Origin of the sequence: Citromicrobium sp. JLT1363, assembly GCF_000186705.1 — a bacterium.
Classification (GTDB): Bacteria; Pseudomonadota; Alphaproteobacteria; order Sphingomonadales; family Sphingomonadaceae; genus Alteriqipengyuania.
In genome coordinates, this window is sequence record NZ_AEUE01000001.1 from 222,712 (window position 1) to 238,338 (window position 15,627).

Below are 15,627 nucleotides of genomic sequence, written 5' to 3' on the forward strand. Positions count from 1 at the left end.
AGGTCCCTGTCGATCAGGGCACGCGCCGGTAGACCCCGCTGAAGGTCACGTTCACGCCGCCGCACTTGTTGTTGTCAGCGATCAGCAGAAAGTCGGGCAGCAGCGTCAGCTCCAGCTCGCACAGGTTGTCGTCGGCATAGGTTGCGCGGTGGCCGGAGATCGCCAGTGGCCCGTCGACCTCGCCGATATGGATCGTGGGCCAGGTGTTCTCTTCGGGCCGCGCAGGCCAGAAGGCTGTACCCATGATTGTGGCGCGCCCGTCCCTGGTCAGGATCGTGACGTCTGCGCTCGCGCCATCGCTCCAGTCGCCCAGCCACCGGCGCAGCGGCGGTGCCGCGTCGAGCGGGGGAACGGAGAGCGCGCCGCTATCGAGCCAGCCCGCGGTGCCGCCGTCATCACTGGGATAGAAGGCGCACACGTAATCGCCAAGACGCCGCCCGATCACCAGCGCATCGCCGTCGATCACGTAGGCGTTGCTGCGGCAGTCCTCGCCGGCGGGACAGCCTCCGGTATCCTTCCGGAAAAACGCCTTCGAGGCGGTAACTTCGGCCTGCGCGAAGGCCGCCTGCCGGGTGAACGGGCCGCTACGGCAGGTGCTATCCTGCGCGAGCGCGGCAGCCGGTACGCCCGCCATCAGTCCGAGCGCGATTGCCCAGCGAAACATGGAGCGCAGCATTTAGGATCCTCCTCCCGAGGCGCGACCCGCGCTGGAGAATGCCGCGATGCGCGTTGAATTGCTAGAGCGCCTCGCCGCAGGCCTGCCCGCTCGCCCAGGCCCACTGGAAATTGTAGCCGCCCAGCCAGCCGGTGACGTCGACGGCCTCGCCGATCGCGAACAGGCCGGGCAGCTTCTTCGCCTCCATCGTCTGCGAGGAGAGTTCGGCGGTCGAGATGCCGCCTGCGGTCACCTCGGCCTTGGCGAAACCCTCGGTCCCGTTGGGGTGGAACTGCCAGCCATGCAGGCGTTCCTCGGCCGCGGTGAGCGCCTTGTCCGAAAGCGACTGGAGCGGCCCGGTCAGCCCCAGCCGTCCGGCGAGCGTGTCGGCAAGTCTCTCGGGCAGCAGCGTGCGAAGGACCTGGGCGAGCGTTGCCTGCGGTGTCGCGGATTTTCGCTTCACCAGCCAGCCGCGCGGCGTGTCGGGAAGGAAGTCGATCCGCAGAACCTCGCCGTGCCGCCAGTAGGAACTCGCCTGCAGGATCGCCGGGCCGGACAGGCCCTTGTGCGTCAGCAGCGCCGCCTCGCGGAAACGCCCGGTGTTCTTGCCCTTGCCCGCATGTGCTTCGACCGGGGCGGAGACGCCCGAGAGCTCGCGGAACAGCACATCCTCGCCGCCCAGCGTCAGAGGGACGAGCGCGGGGCGCGGTTCGACCACCTTGAGGCCGAACTGGCGCGCGAGGTCGTAGGCGATGCCGGTCGCGCCCATTTTCGGGATCGACGGGCCTCCGGTCGCGATCACCAGCGCGGGCGCGCGATGCGTCTCGCCGTTCGCCTCGACGGCGAAGCTCTCGCCGTCATGCGCGACGCTGCCGATCTCCTGCCCGGTGCGGATCTCGGCCGCGCCCTTCTCGCATTCGGCGAGCAGCATGGCGACGATCTGTTTCGCCGAACCATCGCAGAACAGCTGGCCGAGCGTCTTTTCATGCCAGGCGATCCCGTAGCGCTCCACCAGATCGAGGAAATCGCGCGCCGTGTAGCGGGCGAGCGCGGACTTGGCGAAATGCGGGTTGGCGGAGAGGTAGTTGGCCGGGCCCGCACCCAGGTTGGTGAAATTGCACCGCCCGCCGCCCGAGATGAGGATCTTCTTCCCCACCGCCTCGGCCTTTTCGAGCACCAGCACGCGGCGCCCGCGCTGGCCCCCGACAGCGGCGCAGAACAGCCCGGCGGCCCCGCCACCCAGAATGATTGCGTCATGATCCATGGACAAGCGCCGTGAACCTTGGACGACGGCATGTCGAGCGAACGCGGTAAGGATCGGGCGGCGAATTGTCCTGCCGAGAGACGCCACGCTTCGCGCGCGCGACAAGCCGGGGGAAGCGGCGCAATAGCGGTCCATGCAGCCCGCATCGCCGCCCCTCACGCAACGCTTCCACCATCTCGACGCAGCGCGCGCGGCGTTCATGCTGCTGGGTATCCCCTTCCATGCCAGTCTCGCCTTCGCCGGAGGCCACTGGCTGGTGATGAGCGGTACGCGCGACCCCGTCCTTTCCCTCATCCCGCCGATCCTCAGCGATTTTCGCATGCCCGGGTTCTTCCTGATTGCAGGCTTCTTCGCCGCAATGCTGCTGGAACGGCGCACACGGGGGGAGTGGCTGGCGGGCAGGGCGGAACGGCTGGGCCTGCCGCTGGCCTTCGGGGTCGCCGTCATCGTCCCGCTTCAGGCGGCAATCCTGAATGCCGCGCCCGCCGGGATCGTGGACCGCGCTGCGGCTGGAGACGCGCTATCGCACCTGTGGTTCTTGCCGACCCTGTTGCTGCTATGCTGCCTGCTGGCGGCGGTCTGGCCGTTTCTCGGGCGTTTTGGCTCGCATCCGGCTCCGCGGATCGTGACCCTCGGACTGGCGATTGCCGGATACGAACTGGCGCTGTTCGTCGCCGAACATGTCCTTGCGTTCAATCTGCGCCTTGCGGGGGGCTTTCTCGATCTCGATGCGCTGGCGAAGTTCCTGCCGTTCTTCGCCATCGGTGTCGCCCTGCGCCGGTCGCCCATCCTGTGGGACCGGTTTGCCCGGTTTGATCCGGTGGTCGCCGGGATCGGGCTGGTCGCGCTGGCTCTGCACGTGTGGCTGTGGGACGATCAGTCGCGGATCGGCATCGCGTGCGACCTCATCTTCGACGGGCTCTCGTCGCTCTGCCTCACCCAGACCATCCTTGCGGTTCTGATGCGACTGGTGCGTGAGCGTTCGGAGAGCATCAACCGGCTGGTGGATGCCTCTTTCACGATTTACCTGCTGCATCACCCGGTGGTGGTCGGGCTGGCGATCCTCTGTATCTCGGCTGCGCTGCCGCCGCTGGTCTCATGGCTGGCGATCTGCCTGGGCGCTTTCGCGGTGCCCTACGCCGCGCACCGCCTGCTGCGGCATAGCCCGCTGGCGCTGTGGCTGCTCAACGGCGTGCGTCCGAAGGAGCAGGGATGGGGGCTGCTGGTCGGGCGCCGGGCGACCGACGCGGCAGCCTAGATATCGAGGTTGGCGACGTTCAGGGCCCAAGCAAATCCGATCTCTAGCGTAAGCTAGATATCGAGATTTGCGACATTGAGAGCATTGTCCTGGATGAACTCGCGCCGCGTCTCGACCACGTCGCCCATCAGGCGGCTGAAGATCTCGTCGGTCACGTCCGCATCCTCGATCTTCACCTGCAATAATGCACGATTGTCCGGGTCGAGCGTGGTCTCCCACAGCTGTTCGGCATTCATTTCGCCCAGGCCCTTGTAGCGCTGCACCGACAGGCCCTTGCGGCCCGCCGCGATCACCGCGTCGAACAGCTGGGTCGGGCGGATGATCGTGCCCTGTCCCGTGGCGGGCGAGCGGTCGGGCGTCGCGCCTTCCTCTTCCTCGGCGTCCTGTTCGGCAGCTTCGGCTTCGGCCACGCTCGGCTTCACCAGCCGCGCTGCGCTTTCATAGGCATCGAGGTTCTCGGCAGCGACCTTGTGCAGCTTGCGCGCTTCGGCACTGTCGAGGAACTTCTCGTCGATCAGGTGGCTGTCGGTCACGCCGCGCCACAGCCGGTCGAGCCGGACGCCGCCGTCCACGCTGCGTGAACCGCTCCACTGGGCTTCGGTGTCGCCCATCTGGAGCCGCGCGGCGGCGCGATCCAGCGCGTCTTCCGAAGCGAGGTTCTCCGGGTCGAACGCGCCCGCCATCGCCAGCGCTTCGATGATCGCGCTATCGTACTTGCGCGGCGCGTAGGCGAGCAGGTTGCGCATCCGCAGGGCATGATCGACCAGTGCGGACAGGTCCGCCCCGGCGCGCACGCCGGTCGCGCTGTCGAGCACGCGGTCCTGCAGCCCTTCGGCGACGAGGTAGCGGTCGAGCGCGCGCTCGTCCTTCAGGTATACCTCGCTGCGGCCGCGCGCGACCTTGTAGAGCGGGGGCTGCGCGATGAAGAGATGGCCGTTCTTGACGATCTCGGGCAGCTGGCGGTGGAAGAAGGTCAGCAGCAGCGTGCGGATATGCGCGCCGTCCACGTCGGCGTCGGTCATGATGACGATCTTGTGGTAGCGCAGCTTCTCGAGGTTGAAATCGTCGCGGATGCCGGTGCCCATCGCCTGGATCAGCGTGCCGACTTCCTTCGACGAAATGATCCGGTCGAACCGCGCGCGTTCCACATTCAGGATCTTGCCCTTCAGTGGCAAAATCGCCTGCGTCTTGCGGTCGCGCCCTTGCTTGGCGGAACCGCCGGCGGAGTCACCCTCGACCAGGAAGAGTTCGCACTTGCTGGGATCGCGTTCCTGGCAGTCGGCCAGCTTGCCGGGCAGGCTGGCGACGCTCATCGCGCCCTTGCGGCTCATTTCGCGCGCGCGGCGTGCGGCTTCGCGGGCGGCGGCGGCGTCGACGATCTTCTGGACGATGGCCTTGGCGTGGTTGGGGTTTTCCTCCAGCCACTCGGTCATCTTGTCGCCCATCAGGCTTTCGAGCGGGGAGCGGACTTCGGACGAAACCAGCTTGTCCTTCGTCTGCGAGGAGAACTTGGGATCGGGCAGCTTGACCGAAACGATCGCCGTCAGCCCTTCGCGCATGTCTTCACCCGAGAGCGAGACCTTCTCTTTCTTGAGCAGGCCCGACGCGGCGGCATAGTTGTTGAGCGTGCGGGTCAGCGCGGTGCGGAAGGCGGCGAGATGCGTGCCGCCGTCGCGCTGCGGGATGTTGTTGGTGAAGGCGAGCACGTTCTCGTAATAGGAATCGTTCCATTCGAGCGCGACGTCGATGCCGATCCCGTCCTTTTCCGCCGAGACCGCGATGGGTTCGGGGATCAGCGCGTCCTTGTTGCGGTCGAGATAGTTCACGAAGGCCGCGATCCCGCCCTCGTAGAACAGGTCGTGTTCCTCCACGTCCTCGCTCCGCCGGTCGCGCAGTTTGATGTGCACGCCCGAGTTGAGGAAGGCGAGTTCGCGGTAGCGGTGCTCCAGCTTTTCGAAATCGAACTCGGTGACGTTCTTGAACGTCTCCTCGCTCGCCTTGAAGGTGACGCGCGTGCCCTTCTTCAGGCCGTTCTCGTCGCCGTTCGAATCGACGGGGGGCGCATCGCCGGTCACACGCAGCGGCTCCACCGCATTGCCGAGCTCGAAGCGCATCCAGTGCTCCTTGCCGTCGCGCCAGATGACCAGCTCCAGCCATTCGGACAGCGCGTTGACCACCGAGACACCCACGCCGTGGAGGCCGCCCGAGACCTTGTAGGCATTGTCGTCGCTGGTGTTCTCGAACTTACCGCCCGCGTGCAGCTGGGTCATGATGACCTCTGCCGCGGAGACGCCTTCGCCCTTGTGCATGTCCACCGGAATGCCGCGGCCATTATCTTCCACCGAGACGCTGCCATCGGGATTGAGTTCGATCAGGACGAGATCGCAATGGCCCGCCAGCGCTTCGTCGATGGCATTGTCCGACACCTCGAACACCATGTGGTGCAGGCCCGAACCATCGTCGGTATCGCCGATATACATGCCGGGGCGCTTGCGGACCGCATCGAGGCCCTTGAGCACCTTGATCGAATCCGCACCGTATTCGCCGGTATTCCGGCCGTTTTTCGTGTTCTCGTCCATCGGGCGAATATAGGCGCGCGGGGGCCGAAACCCAAACGAAACATGGCGAAAATGCGGGGTTTTTCCACGGGGTGTCGCTGGCCGTCGGGCACAAGCCGCAGGGAGGCGCATTGAAGGGGCAATGATGATGACCCTTATCGTGGTTGCCGTGGTCTCCGGCGCGTTGCTTTTGGGTGCGGCGTGGGGCCTCTACGCGCCGCTCAGCAAGAAAACCGAAGGCTTTCTCGTCGCGCTGGCGGGCGGCGCACTGCTTCTGTCGGTAACGAGCGAGCTGATCCAGCCGTCGATAGAACGCGGATCGCTGACCATTGCCGCGCTGGCGGTGCTGGCGGGTGCGGGCGTGTTCACGCTGGCCGACTGGCTGGTGAAGGAGAAATGGGGTGGCGGCTCGGGCGGCGGTCTGCTGGCTGCCATCACGCTCGACGGGGTGCCGGAAAACCTTGCGCTGGGCGTCGCGCTGATCGGCGCCGGGCCGATGGAGGTCGCCGCGCTGGCCGGATCGATCCTGCTCTCCAACCTGCCCGAAGCGGCGGGCGGCGCGAAGGAAATGCGCGGCGATGGCCGTTCGAAAGCGAAGATTTTCGCGCTGTGGGCCGGTACGGCGGCGCTGCTGTCTGCCGCCGCCATCGCGGGCAACCTGCTGCTGGAGGGCGCGAGCGAGAGCCAGCTTGGCGCGATTCGCTGCTTTGCCGCGGGCGCGGTGATCGCCAGCCTTGCGAACGAGGTGTTCCCGCAGGCCTTCAAGGAAGACGACTACTGGGCCGGCATCGCAACCGCGATCGGCGCGGTGCTGGCCTTCCTGCTCGGCTCGCTGGGCGGTGGCGGAGGTTGAGCGGGCGGGGCCGAGCGGAGCGGGCGCACCGATAGCGATTGACGTTACGGCAGTGCTTCACCATCGCCGCTCCGATGCTCTCTGTTCTCGACATTTTCCGGATCGGTATCGGTCCTTCGTCCTCGCACACGGTCGGCCCGATGCGGATCGCCCGGCGCTTCGTGCGCGTGCTCGAGAAATCCGGCGAGCTCGACAAGCTCGCGCGGGTGGCGGTCGAACTGCAGGGCTCGCTCGCGCTGACGGGTGTCGGCCACGGCACGGTTGATGCGAGCATCCTGGGGCTTGCCGGGTTCAGGCCGGAGCGCACCGATCCGGACGACGCCGCGCGCGTGCTTGCGTCCATCCATGCGGACAGCCGCCTCTCGCTAGGCGGCAAGCGCGACATCGCCTTCGATCCGCAGGCCGATATCGACCTCGCAGGGCAGATCATCCCCAGCCTGCATCCCAACGGCATGGTCCTGCGCGCGTTCGATGCGGCGGGCGAACTGCTGCGCGAAGGCACCTATTTCTCGACCGGCGGGGGGTTCGTCGCCTCCGAGGCGCAGTTGAAGAAGCCGCCGAAGGACGATCAGGTGAAAGCGGGCGCCACGGTGCCTTATCCCTTCGGTTCGGCGGAAGAGATGCTGGCGCAGTGTGCGGCGCAAGGCCTTTCCGTGTCCGACCTGATGCTCGCCAACGAGGACGCGATGCGCCCGCGCGAGGAAACGCTCGCCGGGCTGGACGCGATCGCGCAGGCGATGGACGGCTGCATCGATCGCGGGCTGAGCCAGCGCGGCGTGCTGCCCGGCGGGCTCAAGGTCCAGCGCCGTGCGCCCGACCTGTGGGACAAGCTGTCCGCCAATCCGCAATCGAACGAGCGCGAACAGCTGTTCGACTGGCTCAACTGCTACGCGATGGCGGTGAACGAGGAGAACGCGGCAGGCGGCCGCGTCGTCACCGCGCCCACCAACGGCGCGGCGGGCATCATTCCGGCGGTGATCCGCTTCTACTGCAAGACGTCCGACGACAGCGACTGCGCGGAGAAGCGGCGGCACTTTCTGCTGACCGCTGGTGCGATCGGCCTGCTCTACAAGCAGCGCGCGAGCATCTCGGGCGCCGAAATGGGCTGCCAGGGAGAGGTCGGCGTGGCGTGCTCGATGGCCGCCGGTGGCCTTGCGGCGCTGTGGGGCGCCAGCCCGGTCCAGGTCGCCTGCGCGGCGGAAATCGGGATGGAGCACAATCTCGGCCTCACCTGCGATCCGGTCGGCGGGCTGGTGCAGGTGCCCTGCATTGAACGCAACGCGATCGGCGCCGTGAAAGCGGTCAACGCCGCGCGCCTCGCGCTGCATCGCACCGGTGCGGAAAGCCGCGTGAGCCTGGATCAGGTGATCGAGACCATGCGCCAGACCGGGCTCGACATGTCATCCAAGTACAAGGAAACCAGCCAGGGCGGCCTTGCGGTCAACGTCGTCGAATGCTGACGGTTCGCGTCTAGTCCTTGCGCCCGAACGCGCGGCGGAAATGGACCGCGCCCTGCCAGATCGACTGGTCGAACACGCTGGCGAGCTGCGCGCGCGATGCTGCATCGAACTGGGTGACATGGCACTGCACGGCCCTGGCCGCCCGCGCCAGTTCCGCATCGTCGTACTTCGCGTTCACGCTGAGCAATTCGGGCGCGGTGGTCGCCCAGCGCTGCAGTTCGGGCACCGGGGGAAGCGAGCCATCGGGAATGCCGGGATAGAGCAGCTGCGGCGCGCCCTCGTCCAGCGTCATCCCCTGCACGATCTCCGCGACCAGCGCGTGCACCATCCGGTGATCGGCGTGGCCATAGCCGCCATCGGGGCCCCAGGTGATGATCGTCACCGGATCATGTTCGGCAATCAGCGCGCGCAGTTCGGCTTCGAGAGGGCTTTGCGCGCCCTCCAGCGATTGCGCCTGCTGCCACAGGGTGCCGTCACCGTAATCGAGGAAGATCGGATCATCGAGGCCGAGTGCGCCCGACGCGCAGCGCGCCTCCTGCTCGCGCGCGGCGGCGAGCTCTGCACCTTTTTCGAAATCGGAAACGCCCGGCCCGGCATCGCCGCGCGTCGCGTAGACCACCTTCACCCGCACGTCGTCGCCTGCGGCATCCGCGAGCGCGGGCGCGACAACCAGTTCGTCGTCCGGGTGGGCGAAGATCGCCAGTATGGTCGGCTTCGCGGTGCGAGCCTCGGTTTGCGTCTGCGCAGCCGCAGGCCCGGCCATCAGCAGGCTGGCGGCGAGAATGGCTCTGATCATCGGCATGGTCCCCCGTTAGACATATCTGCGTGGCTTATGGCGGCCTGAGCCGCGAGGGTCGAGAAGGGGTGCGCAAAGAAAAGGCCCGCTTGCCGGAGAGAGGGCAAGCGGGCCTGGGGATCAACCTTCGGGGGAAGGGATCAGAAAGTCACCGCGCTGACGAGAACGACGGAGCTGATAGACACCGCCGCCAGCAGCGCGAAGACGTTGGTCGTCATCGTGCGCATGGTATTTCCTTGATTTTGTTGTGTTGGCCGGGGGCAGGCTCAAGGGGGGAGGGAGGACAGCCCGCCGCCCGGCTCGAGAGGTGAAATAATCTTACGCCCCTCTTTATGAAAGTGAGAAAATGCGCAGGTATGTTCAGTTTTTTGCACCATACTTGATGCATGGCGCGCAAAGGTGCGAGATTGATTACAATCTGGCGACCCTGCGGCCCGGGGTCTCGTCACTTTGTGTCGTGCCGTCGCTCGATGTCGGCAGCGGCGCAATCCTGGTGCCGTGTTCGAGCATCGCGTTGACGCGCAGTACCAGCTGCTCGCGGTCGAAGGGCTTGCCGACATATTCGTCCACGCCCGAATAATACGCGATTTCCTCGTCCGAGCGCGAACTGCGCGCCGTCAACATCAGCACCGGGATCCGCCGGCAAAGCTCCGATCCGCGGATCTCGCGCAGCACCTCGATGCCGCTTTTTCCCGGCATCATGCAGTCCAGAATGAGCAGGTCCGGCTGCTTCGTTTCGAGCACCTGGGTCACGCGGGCGCCGTCCTCCAGCGCGCCGACAATATGGCCTTCCCTGCTCAGCGCCTCGCGGACCAGTTCGACGATAATCGGGTCATCGTCGGCGATGATGATGCGTGCCATGGCGCGTTCCTTCGTCGATCGTGAGATTGGCGTGCAATTTCGCTCGTAAATTCCTCAGGTTAACATGCGCCTAGCCGGATGGGCCGGTACGCCCGCTTGCCATGGCGAGTGCCCCCCGCCTAACGGAACGCATGATCGAACATGCCCTCCCCGATTCCATCCTGATCGTCGATTTCGGCAGCCAGGTGACCCAGCTGATCGCGCGCCGCGTACGCGAGGCCGGCGTCTATTCCGAAATCGCGCCCTTCAGCGCCGCCGAGGAGGCCTTCGAACGCCTCAAGCCGAAGGGCATCATCCTCTCTGGCTCGCCCGCCAGCGTGTGCGACGAAGGCAGCCCCCGCGCGCCGCAGGTGCTGTTCGATTCGGGCCTGCCGATTCTGGGCATCTGTTACGGCCAGCAGGTGATGACCACCCAGCTGGGCGGCGAGGTGAAGCCGGGGCATGAAACGGGCGAGGGCGGCGAGTTCGGCCGCGCGTTCCTGACCGTGACCGAACCTTGCGTGCTGTTCGAAGGTCTGTGGGAAGTCGGCGAGCGGCATCAGGTGTGGATGAGCCACGGTGACAAGGTGACGCAGTTCGCGGACGGATTCCGCATCGTCGCCACGAGCGATGGCGCGCCCTTCGCGCTGATCGCGGATGACGAGCGGCGGTACTACGGCACGCAGTTCCACCCCGAGGTGTTTCACACGCCCGACGGCGCCAAGCTGCTCGCCAATTTCGCGCGCCATGTCTGCGGCCTTTCGGGCGACTGGACCATGGCCGAATACCGCGCGACCAAGATCGCCGAGATTCGCGAGCAGGTGGGCGATGCGAAGGTCATCTGCGGCCTCTCCGGCGGAGTCGATTCCTCCGTCGCCGCGATCCTGATCCACGAGGCGATCGGCGAACAGCTGACCTGCGTCTTCGTGGACCACGGCCTGCTGCGGCAGGGCGAGCGCGAACAGGTCGAGACCATGTTCCGCGACCACTACAACATCCCGCTGGTGGTGGTGGACGCCGAGGAGCGCTTCATGGCGGGCCTCGCGGGCGAGACCGACCCCGAGAAGAAGCGCAAGTTCATCGGGGGCGAGTTCATCAACGTCTTCGAGGAAGAGGCGAACAAGATCGGCGGCGCGGATTTCCTGGCGCAGGGCACGCTCTACCCCGACGTGATCGAGAGCGTTTCCTTCACCGGCGGACCGAGCGTGACGATCAAGAGCCACCACAATGTCGGCGGCCTTCCCGAGCGGATGAACATGAAGCTGGTCGAGCCGCTTCGCGAGCTGTTCAAGGACGAGGTCCGCGATCTGGGCCGCGAGCTCGGCCTGCCCGACATGTTCGTCGGCCGCCACCCGTTCCCCGGACCCGGCCTCGCGATCCGCATTCCGGGCGAAGTGACCAAGGAACGCTGCGATATCCTGCGCAAGGCGGATGCGATCTATCTCGAGGAAATCCGCAACGCGGGCCTCTACGACGCGATCTGGCAGGCCTTCGCGGTGCTGCTGCCGGTAAAGACGGTCGGCGTGATGGGCGACGGGCGAACCTACGACAGCGTGTGCGCCCTGCGCGCCGTGACCAGCACCGACGGGATGACCGCCGACGTCTACCCCTTCGATGGGGCGTTCATCGGACGCGTGGCGACGCGCATCGTAAACGAGGTGCGTGGGATCAACCGCGTGGTCTACGACTATACCAGCAAACCGCCCGGCACGATCGAATGGGAATAGCCGGGCGTATCGGGGGGTACGACGATGGTTCGCAAGATGGTGGCAGCTCTTGGCATTCTGGCGCTTGCCGGATGCGCACCTCTTCCTCCCCAGCCCGATGCTGATGGTCGCACCGCCGCGCAGGCCGGCATTCTCTCGCTCGGCACCCAGCAGCCGGACCGGTTAGAGGCGATCACGGTAAGGCTCGATCTGCCCGCAGCAGCTGCGGGATCGGTGCTGTCCTTTCCCGAGAACTGGGGGCCGGAAGAGAGACTGTCGCAATTGCGCAGAGATACCGCGACTCGCGGGCTGGAGCGGCTCCCCGGTGACGAGGAGGCCTATCGTGTCGCGCCCGGCGGCGGCTGGATCGCCTATACGGTGGCGCAGGATTACGACGGGGAGCCGGACTGGGAGACCCATCGCCTGCCCGGCACGCGCGTCCGGACGGCTGAGAGCCATGCCTTCCTCCTCGGCCAGACCTTCCTCCCGCAATGGTCGCAAGGCGGCGTGCCGCTGACGCTCGACCTGCAATCGCTGCCGCAGCGCGCGGCATTCAGCTTCGCAGCCAGCGATTGCGCGACGGGCTGTGCGCTCGACGATCTGGCGAATTCCGTGCTCGCGCTTGGCGACTTCGCCTTCGATACAAGCCAGGCCGGGGACACCACGGTCCGCAGCGCAATTCGCGGCAGCTTCGCGATGGACGCGGAGGCGATGTCCGGCGTGCTGGCCGGAATGCTCGACCAAGGGGCGCAGCGGTTCGACGATGCGCCCTTCGCGTCCTATCTCTTCGCAGTGAACCCGATCCCTGCGCCGCCGCAGGGCTCGGCGGTCGTGGGCACCGGCCTGCATCGCAGCTTCCTGCTGCTGGCGAGCGAGAATGCCGATGAAGAGCGGCTGCGCCACACGATCGCGCACGAGATCGTGCACGAATGGATCACCCGCCGGATGGGGCCCACCGACGAAGCGACCGACGCGCAGCGCATGTGGTTCACCGAAGGGGCGACCGAGTATTTCGCATGGAAGCTGCAACTCGCCGCCGGGCTGATCGACACGCAGGACTTTCTCGCCGGCATGTCCGATCTGGCGAACGCGTATCTTGCATCGCCCGTGCGGGAGCTGCCTGCGGGCGAGCTGGCAGAGCGCATTTTCGAAAGCGAGGAGGCGCAGCGCCTGCCCTATCAGCGCGGCGCGCTGCTGGCCTGGCACTGGGACATGCTGGCGCGCGCGCGCGGTGCCGCGCTCGACGCGGTCATTGCCGATCTGATCGACGAGAATGCGGGGCAGGAGCTGACCGATGCGCAGATCCGCGCGGCGATGGCGCGGCGGATCGGCGGGCAATTCGACAGCGATCTGGCGCGCCATGTCGTCCGCGGAAAGGCGCTCGATCCGGAGGCGCTGACCTTGCCGGCCTGCGTGATGGCGACGCGGCAGCCCTCCGGCACGGTCCGATTCGCGGTTCGGGATGGCATCCCTGCAGACACCTGCCGGATGGAGATTCTCGGGCCCGCCTGAGGCGATCGGATCGGCCTGGAATGAGCCCTGGGCGGCTGCCGGGCGTCAGCTCGTTCCCCATGCTGGCCGGCGCGCCGCGAGAACCGCGCGCGAAAATCCTCGACAGCGGGCAATAGCATGTGGGTCGATCGGGCTTCCTCCTGTAGAACAGGGGTGTAATCCGCACGGTTCGGGGAGGGACACCACATGCGCTGGATGATCTTGCTGCTTGCCGCAGCCCTGGGGAATGGCACTGCATTCGCGCAGGACGCGGATGGGGCCGGTGTTAGTGATGTCTTCGCGCGCGGTTGCGGCGACGATAATGGCGTCGACCGCTGCGATGCCGAAGTGCAGCAACAGATGCGCGACCTCTACGGCGTCGAGCGTGCCGAAGCTCTGGTCGCCTCCGGCATCACGGCCTACCGCGCCATGTTCGTCGACGGGTATGGACGCGACATTGCCATCGTGAGTTTCGTGCGCGAACCCGGCGTCTCCCCTTTCGTCGAAGTGCGGACGCCGAAAGCGCAGGATGGCACCGCGCAGGCCGAACCGCTGCGGGCGCCGGTCGGCGGCGAGATGTGGAACGATGTGATCGCAAGTGCTGCGCATTTCGATGAGAAACTCGCGCGCGAGGTGCGCCCTCGTGATGAAGACGGGACGCTTCGGTTGTGCCTGCATGGCTGGTTCATCGTTGCCGAAGCCGCCGTCGCGCCTCGCGTGAACCAATCCGTTATTGCCGGGACGGGCAGCATGGACGCCGAGAGAGACAGCAGCCTGCCGGTCGAAGCCGTGATCCGCGACAGTTCGATCCGCAGCGATGCGGAAGGTTCGTGCGCGAACGGCCTGGCGGTCGGTTTCGCGTTCGGATTGGCCGATTTTGCGGTGAAGGCCCTGCCGCAATGCGCGACATTCGACATCGAGGATTTCCGTAACTCTCCCATGATGCTGTCGGCATGCGCCCGATCGTCGGGAGACCGGATGGCCGCAGGCACCGCCAGCCGCTTCGTGTCCAAGCTCCAGCGGACGCTGAGGCTGGAACAGGACGACGACCTGAAGTGGCTTTTCGTCGGCTTCGGCGACGAACGCGCCCGGCGCTTCATGGCCGCGATCGACGGCGGGAAGGTCTATCTGGGGCAGCCGGTGGGCCTCGACGCCGATCGCGCGCGGGTCGAGGGGCAAATCCTCTTCCGGGGAGGAGATTCCGGGGAAAGTCGGCAGGTCGCGGACATCACGCTCCATCTGTTGCGGCAGACGAACGATTTCGTGATCGATACGTTCGAAGTCGGCAGCCGACGACCCTTCGGGGCGGACTAGACCGGCAGCATTACCGGCTCCACCGCGCCAGAACGCGCAGCGCGCGCGACCTGCCGGACCGTAACCCCAGAACAAATCCGCGCCTTGCTGCGTTGCCCGGACAAACCCCGAAGCAACGGAGCATTTCCATGAAAGCCGTCAAAGTCCGCAATCCTGCCAGCCTCGATTCGCTGGACGTCGTCGAAATCGACGCTCCGGGCGAACCCGGCCCGGGGGAGGTGCGGGTGAAACTGCATGCCTCCTCGCTCAACTTCCACGACTATGCGGTCGTCGCGGGGGTGATCCCCACGGACGACGGACGCATTCCGCTGTCCGATGGCGCGGGCGAGGTCGAGGCCGTGGGCGAAGGTGTCGAGGAGTTCGCGATCGGCGACCGGGTGATGTCGGTCTTCTTCCCCGAGTGGCAGGATGGCCGCCCGCCGATGGGCAGCTTCGAAACAACGCCCGGCGACGGGATCGACGGTTTCGCCTGCGAAAAGGTGGTGAAGCCCGCGCACGCCTTCACCCGGATGCCCGCCAATCTCGATTTCGCGCAGGCCGCGTGCCTGCCCTGCGCCGGGCTGACCGCGTGGCGCGCGCTGATGGAGGATGGCAACCTGCAGGCAGGCCAGACCGTGCTGCTGGAGGGCACCGGCGGCGTCTCGATCTTCGCGCTCAGGATCGCCAAGGCGGTGGGCGCGCGGGTGATCATCACCTCCAGTTCGGACGAGAAGCTGGCCAGGGCGCGCGAGCTGGGTGCCGACCATACGATCAACTACAAGGCCACCGACGACTGGGGCGACGAGGCGTTCGACTGGTCCGGCGGCGGAGTCGATCATGTGGTCGAGGTCGGCGGGCCGGGCACGGTCAACCAGGCGATTTCCGCCATTCGACCGGGCGGCCATATCCATCTGATCGGGGTGCTCACCGGGCAGAAGGGCGAGGTCGAGACCGCAGCGCTCATGCGCAAGATGGGGCGCCTGCAGGGCCTGACCGTGGGAAGCCGCGCGATGCAACTGCGGATGATCGCCGCGATCGAGGCGACCGGCATGGAGCCCGTCATCTCGGACCGGTTCGCGCTGGCCGATCTGGCCGATGCCTTCCGCCACGAGCAGGACCAGAAGCACTTCGGCAAGATCGCGGTCGATATCTGAGCCGGCTCGAAGCTCGGCGCGGATTTGATCCGCGTCAATGATCTTGCGGCCGACCTGCTGTATCGAGGCACCAATGCCATCAATGCGGGAGCCGTTTGATGTTTCGAATAACGCTCATCCTGTTGCCGATCGTGGCGACCACTGTGATGGGGATGGCCGTGATTGCGGTCCTTTCCATGGATATGCAGGCCGGATGGCAGCCCATCGCGATCGCGTCGGCCGCGGGTCTGGTCCTCGCCATTCCGATCTCGTGGCTCGTCGCCCGACAGATCGTCGCCAAGACGGGCCTGGGCCGCTGA

At 66.5% G+C, this 15,627-nt stretch carries 13 protein-coding genes; 8 read left to right on the plus strand and 5 right to left on the minus strand.

Going from position 1 to position 15,627, the window contains the following annotated elements; translation table 11 throughout:
* Positions 1-13 precede the first annotated feature (13 nt).
* Both ADAD_RS16255 and ADAD_RS0101100 read right to left on the minus strand, forming a co-directional pair.
* Positions 14-676: a hypothetical protein gene (locus ADAD_RS16255; protein ID WP_139020289.1), complete on the minus strand. Its 663-nt coding sequence runs from the start codon at positions 674-676 to the stop codon at positions 14-16.
* Positions 677-737: 61 nt separating this feature from the next.
* Positions 738-1,919 (minus strand): NAD(P)/FAD-dependent oxidoreductase, encoded by a 1,182-nt coding sequence (locus tag ADAD_RS0101100; RefSeq protein ID WP_010408318.1) that lies wholly within the window; start codon positions 1,917-1,919, stop codon positions 738-740.
* A gap of 133 nt (positions 1,920-2,052) precedes the next feature.
* Between ADAD_RS0101100 and ADAD_RS0101105 the strand changes: the two genes are divergently transcribed.
* On the plus strand, positions 2,053-3,177 hold the full coding sequence (locus ADAD_RS0101105) for an acyltransferase family protein (protein ID WP_010408320.1): 1,125 nt from the start codon (positions 2,053-2,055) through the stop codon (positions 3,175-3,177).
* A 53-nt stretch (positions 3,178-3,230) separates the two neighbouring features.
* On the opposite strand, the gene gyrB is transcribed toward ADAD_RS0101105, so the two are convergent.
* On the minus strand, positions 3,231-5,756 hold the full coding sequence (gyrB, locus tag ADAD_RS0101110) for a DNA topoisomerase (ATP-hydrolyzing) subunit B (protein WP_010408323.1): 2,526 nt from the start codon (positions 5,754-5,756) through the stop codon (positions 3,231-3,233).
* Positions 5,757-5,877: 121 nt separating this feature from the next.
* Here gyrB and ADAD_RS0101115 point away from each other — a divergent pair, with 121 nt between their 5' ends.
* A complete protein-coding gene (locus ADAD_RS0101115) occupies positions 5,878-6,588 on the plus strand; it encodes a ZIP family metal transporter (protein WP_010408329.1) in 711 nt (236 codons plus the stop codon).
* Between the two features lie 74 nt (positions 6,589-6,662).
* Positions 6,663-8,048: an L-serine ammonia-lyase gene (locus ADAD_RS0101120; RefSeq protein WP_010408330.1), complete on the plus strand. Its 1,386-nt coding sequence runs from the start codon at positions 6,663-6,665 to the stop codon at positions 8,046-8,048.
* Between the two features lie 10 nt (positions 8,049-8,058).
* On the opposite strand, the gene ADAD_RS16260 is transcribed toward ADAD_RS0101120, so the two are convergent.
* Positions 8,059-8,844 (minus strand): PIG-L deacetylase family protein, encoded by a 786-nt coding sequence (locus ADAD_RS16260; protein ID WP_158005179.1) that lies wholly within the window; start codon positions 8,842-8,844, stop codon positions 8,059-8,061.
* Between the two features lie 411 nt (positions 8,845-9,255).
* Positions 9,256-9,705 (minus strand): response regulator transcription factor, encoded by a 450-nt coding sequence (locus tag ADAD_RS15335; protein ID WP_010408333.1) that lies wholly within the window; start codon positions 9,703-9,705, stop codon positions 9,256-9,258.
* 131 nt (positions 9,706-9,836) lie between these two features.
* Here ADAD_RS15335 and guaA point away from each other — a divergent pair, with 131 nt between their 5' ends.
* From guaA to ADAD_RS0101160, 5 genes are all read left to right on the plus strand, one after another.
* Positions 9,837-11,411 carry a glutamine-hydrolyzing GMP synthase gene (gene guaA / locus ADAD_RS0101140; protein ID WP_010408335.1) on the plus strand — a complete coding sequence of 525 codons (1,575 nt, stop codon included), beginning with the start codon at positions 9,837-9,839 and terminating at the stop codon, positions 11,409-11,411.
* Positions 11,412-11,435: 24 nt separating this feature from the next.
* Positions 11,436-12,902, plus strand: a complete 1,467-nt coding sequence (locus ADAD_RS0101145) for a M61 family metallopeptidase (RefSeq protein WP_010408337.1) — start codon at positions 11,436-11,438, stop codon at positions 12,900-12,902.
* A 186-nt stretch (positions 12,903-13,088) separates the two neighbouring features.
* Positions 13,089-14,195 carry a hypothetical protein gene (locus ADAD_RS0101150; RefSeq protein WP_010408339.1) on the plus strand — a complete coding sequence of 369 codons (1,107 nt, stop codon included), beginning with the start codon at positions 13,089-13,091 and terminating at the stop codon, positions 14,193-14,195.
* Positions 14,196-14,323: 128 nt separating this feature from the next.
* Positions 14,324-15,328: a zinc-dependent alcohol dehydrogenase family protein gene (locus tag ADAD_RS0101155; RefSeq protein WP_010408341.1), complete on the plus strand. Its 1,005-nt coding sequence runs from the start codon at positions 14,324-14,326 to the stop codon at positions 15,326-15,328.
* A 98-nt stretch (positions 15,329-15,426) separates the two neighbouring features.
* On the plus strand, positions 15,427-15,627 hold the full coding sequence (locus ADAD_RS0101160; protein WP_010408344.1) for a hypothetical protein: 201 nt from the start codon (positions 15,427-15,429) through the stop codon (positions 15,625-15,627).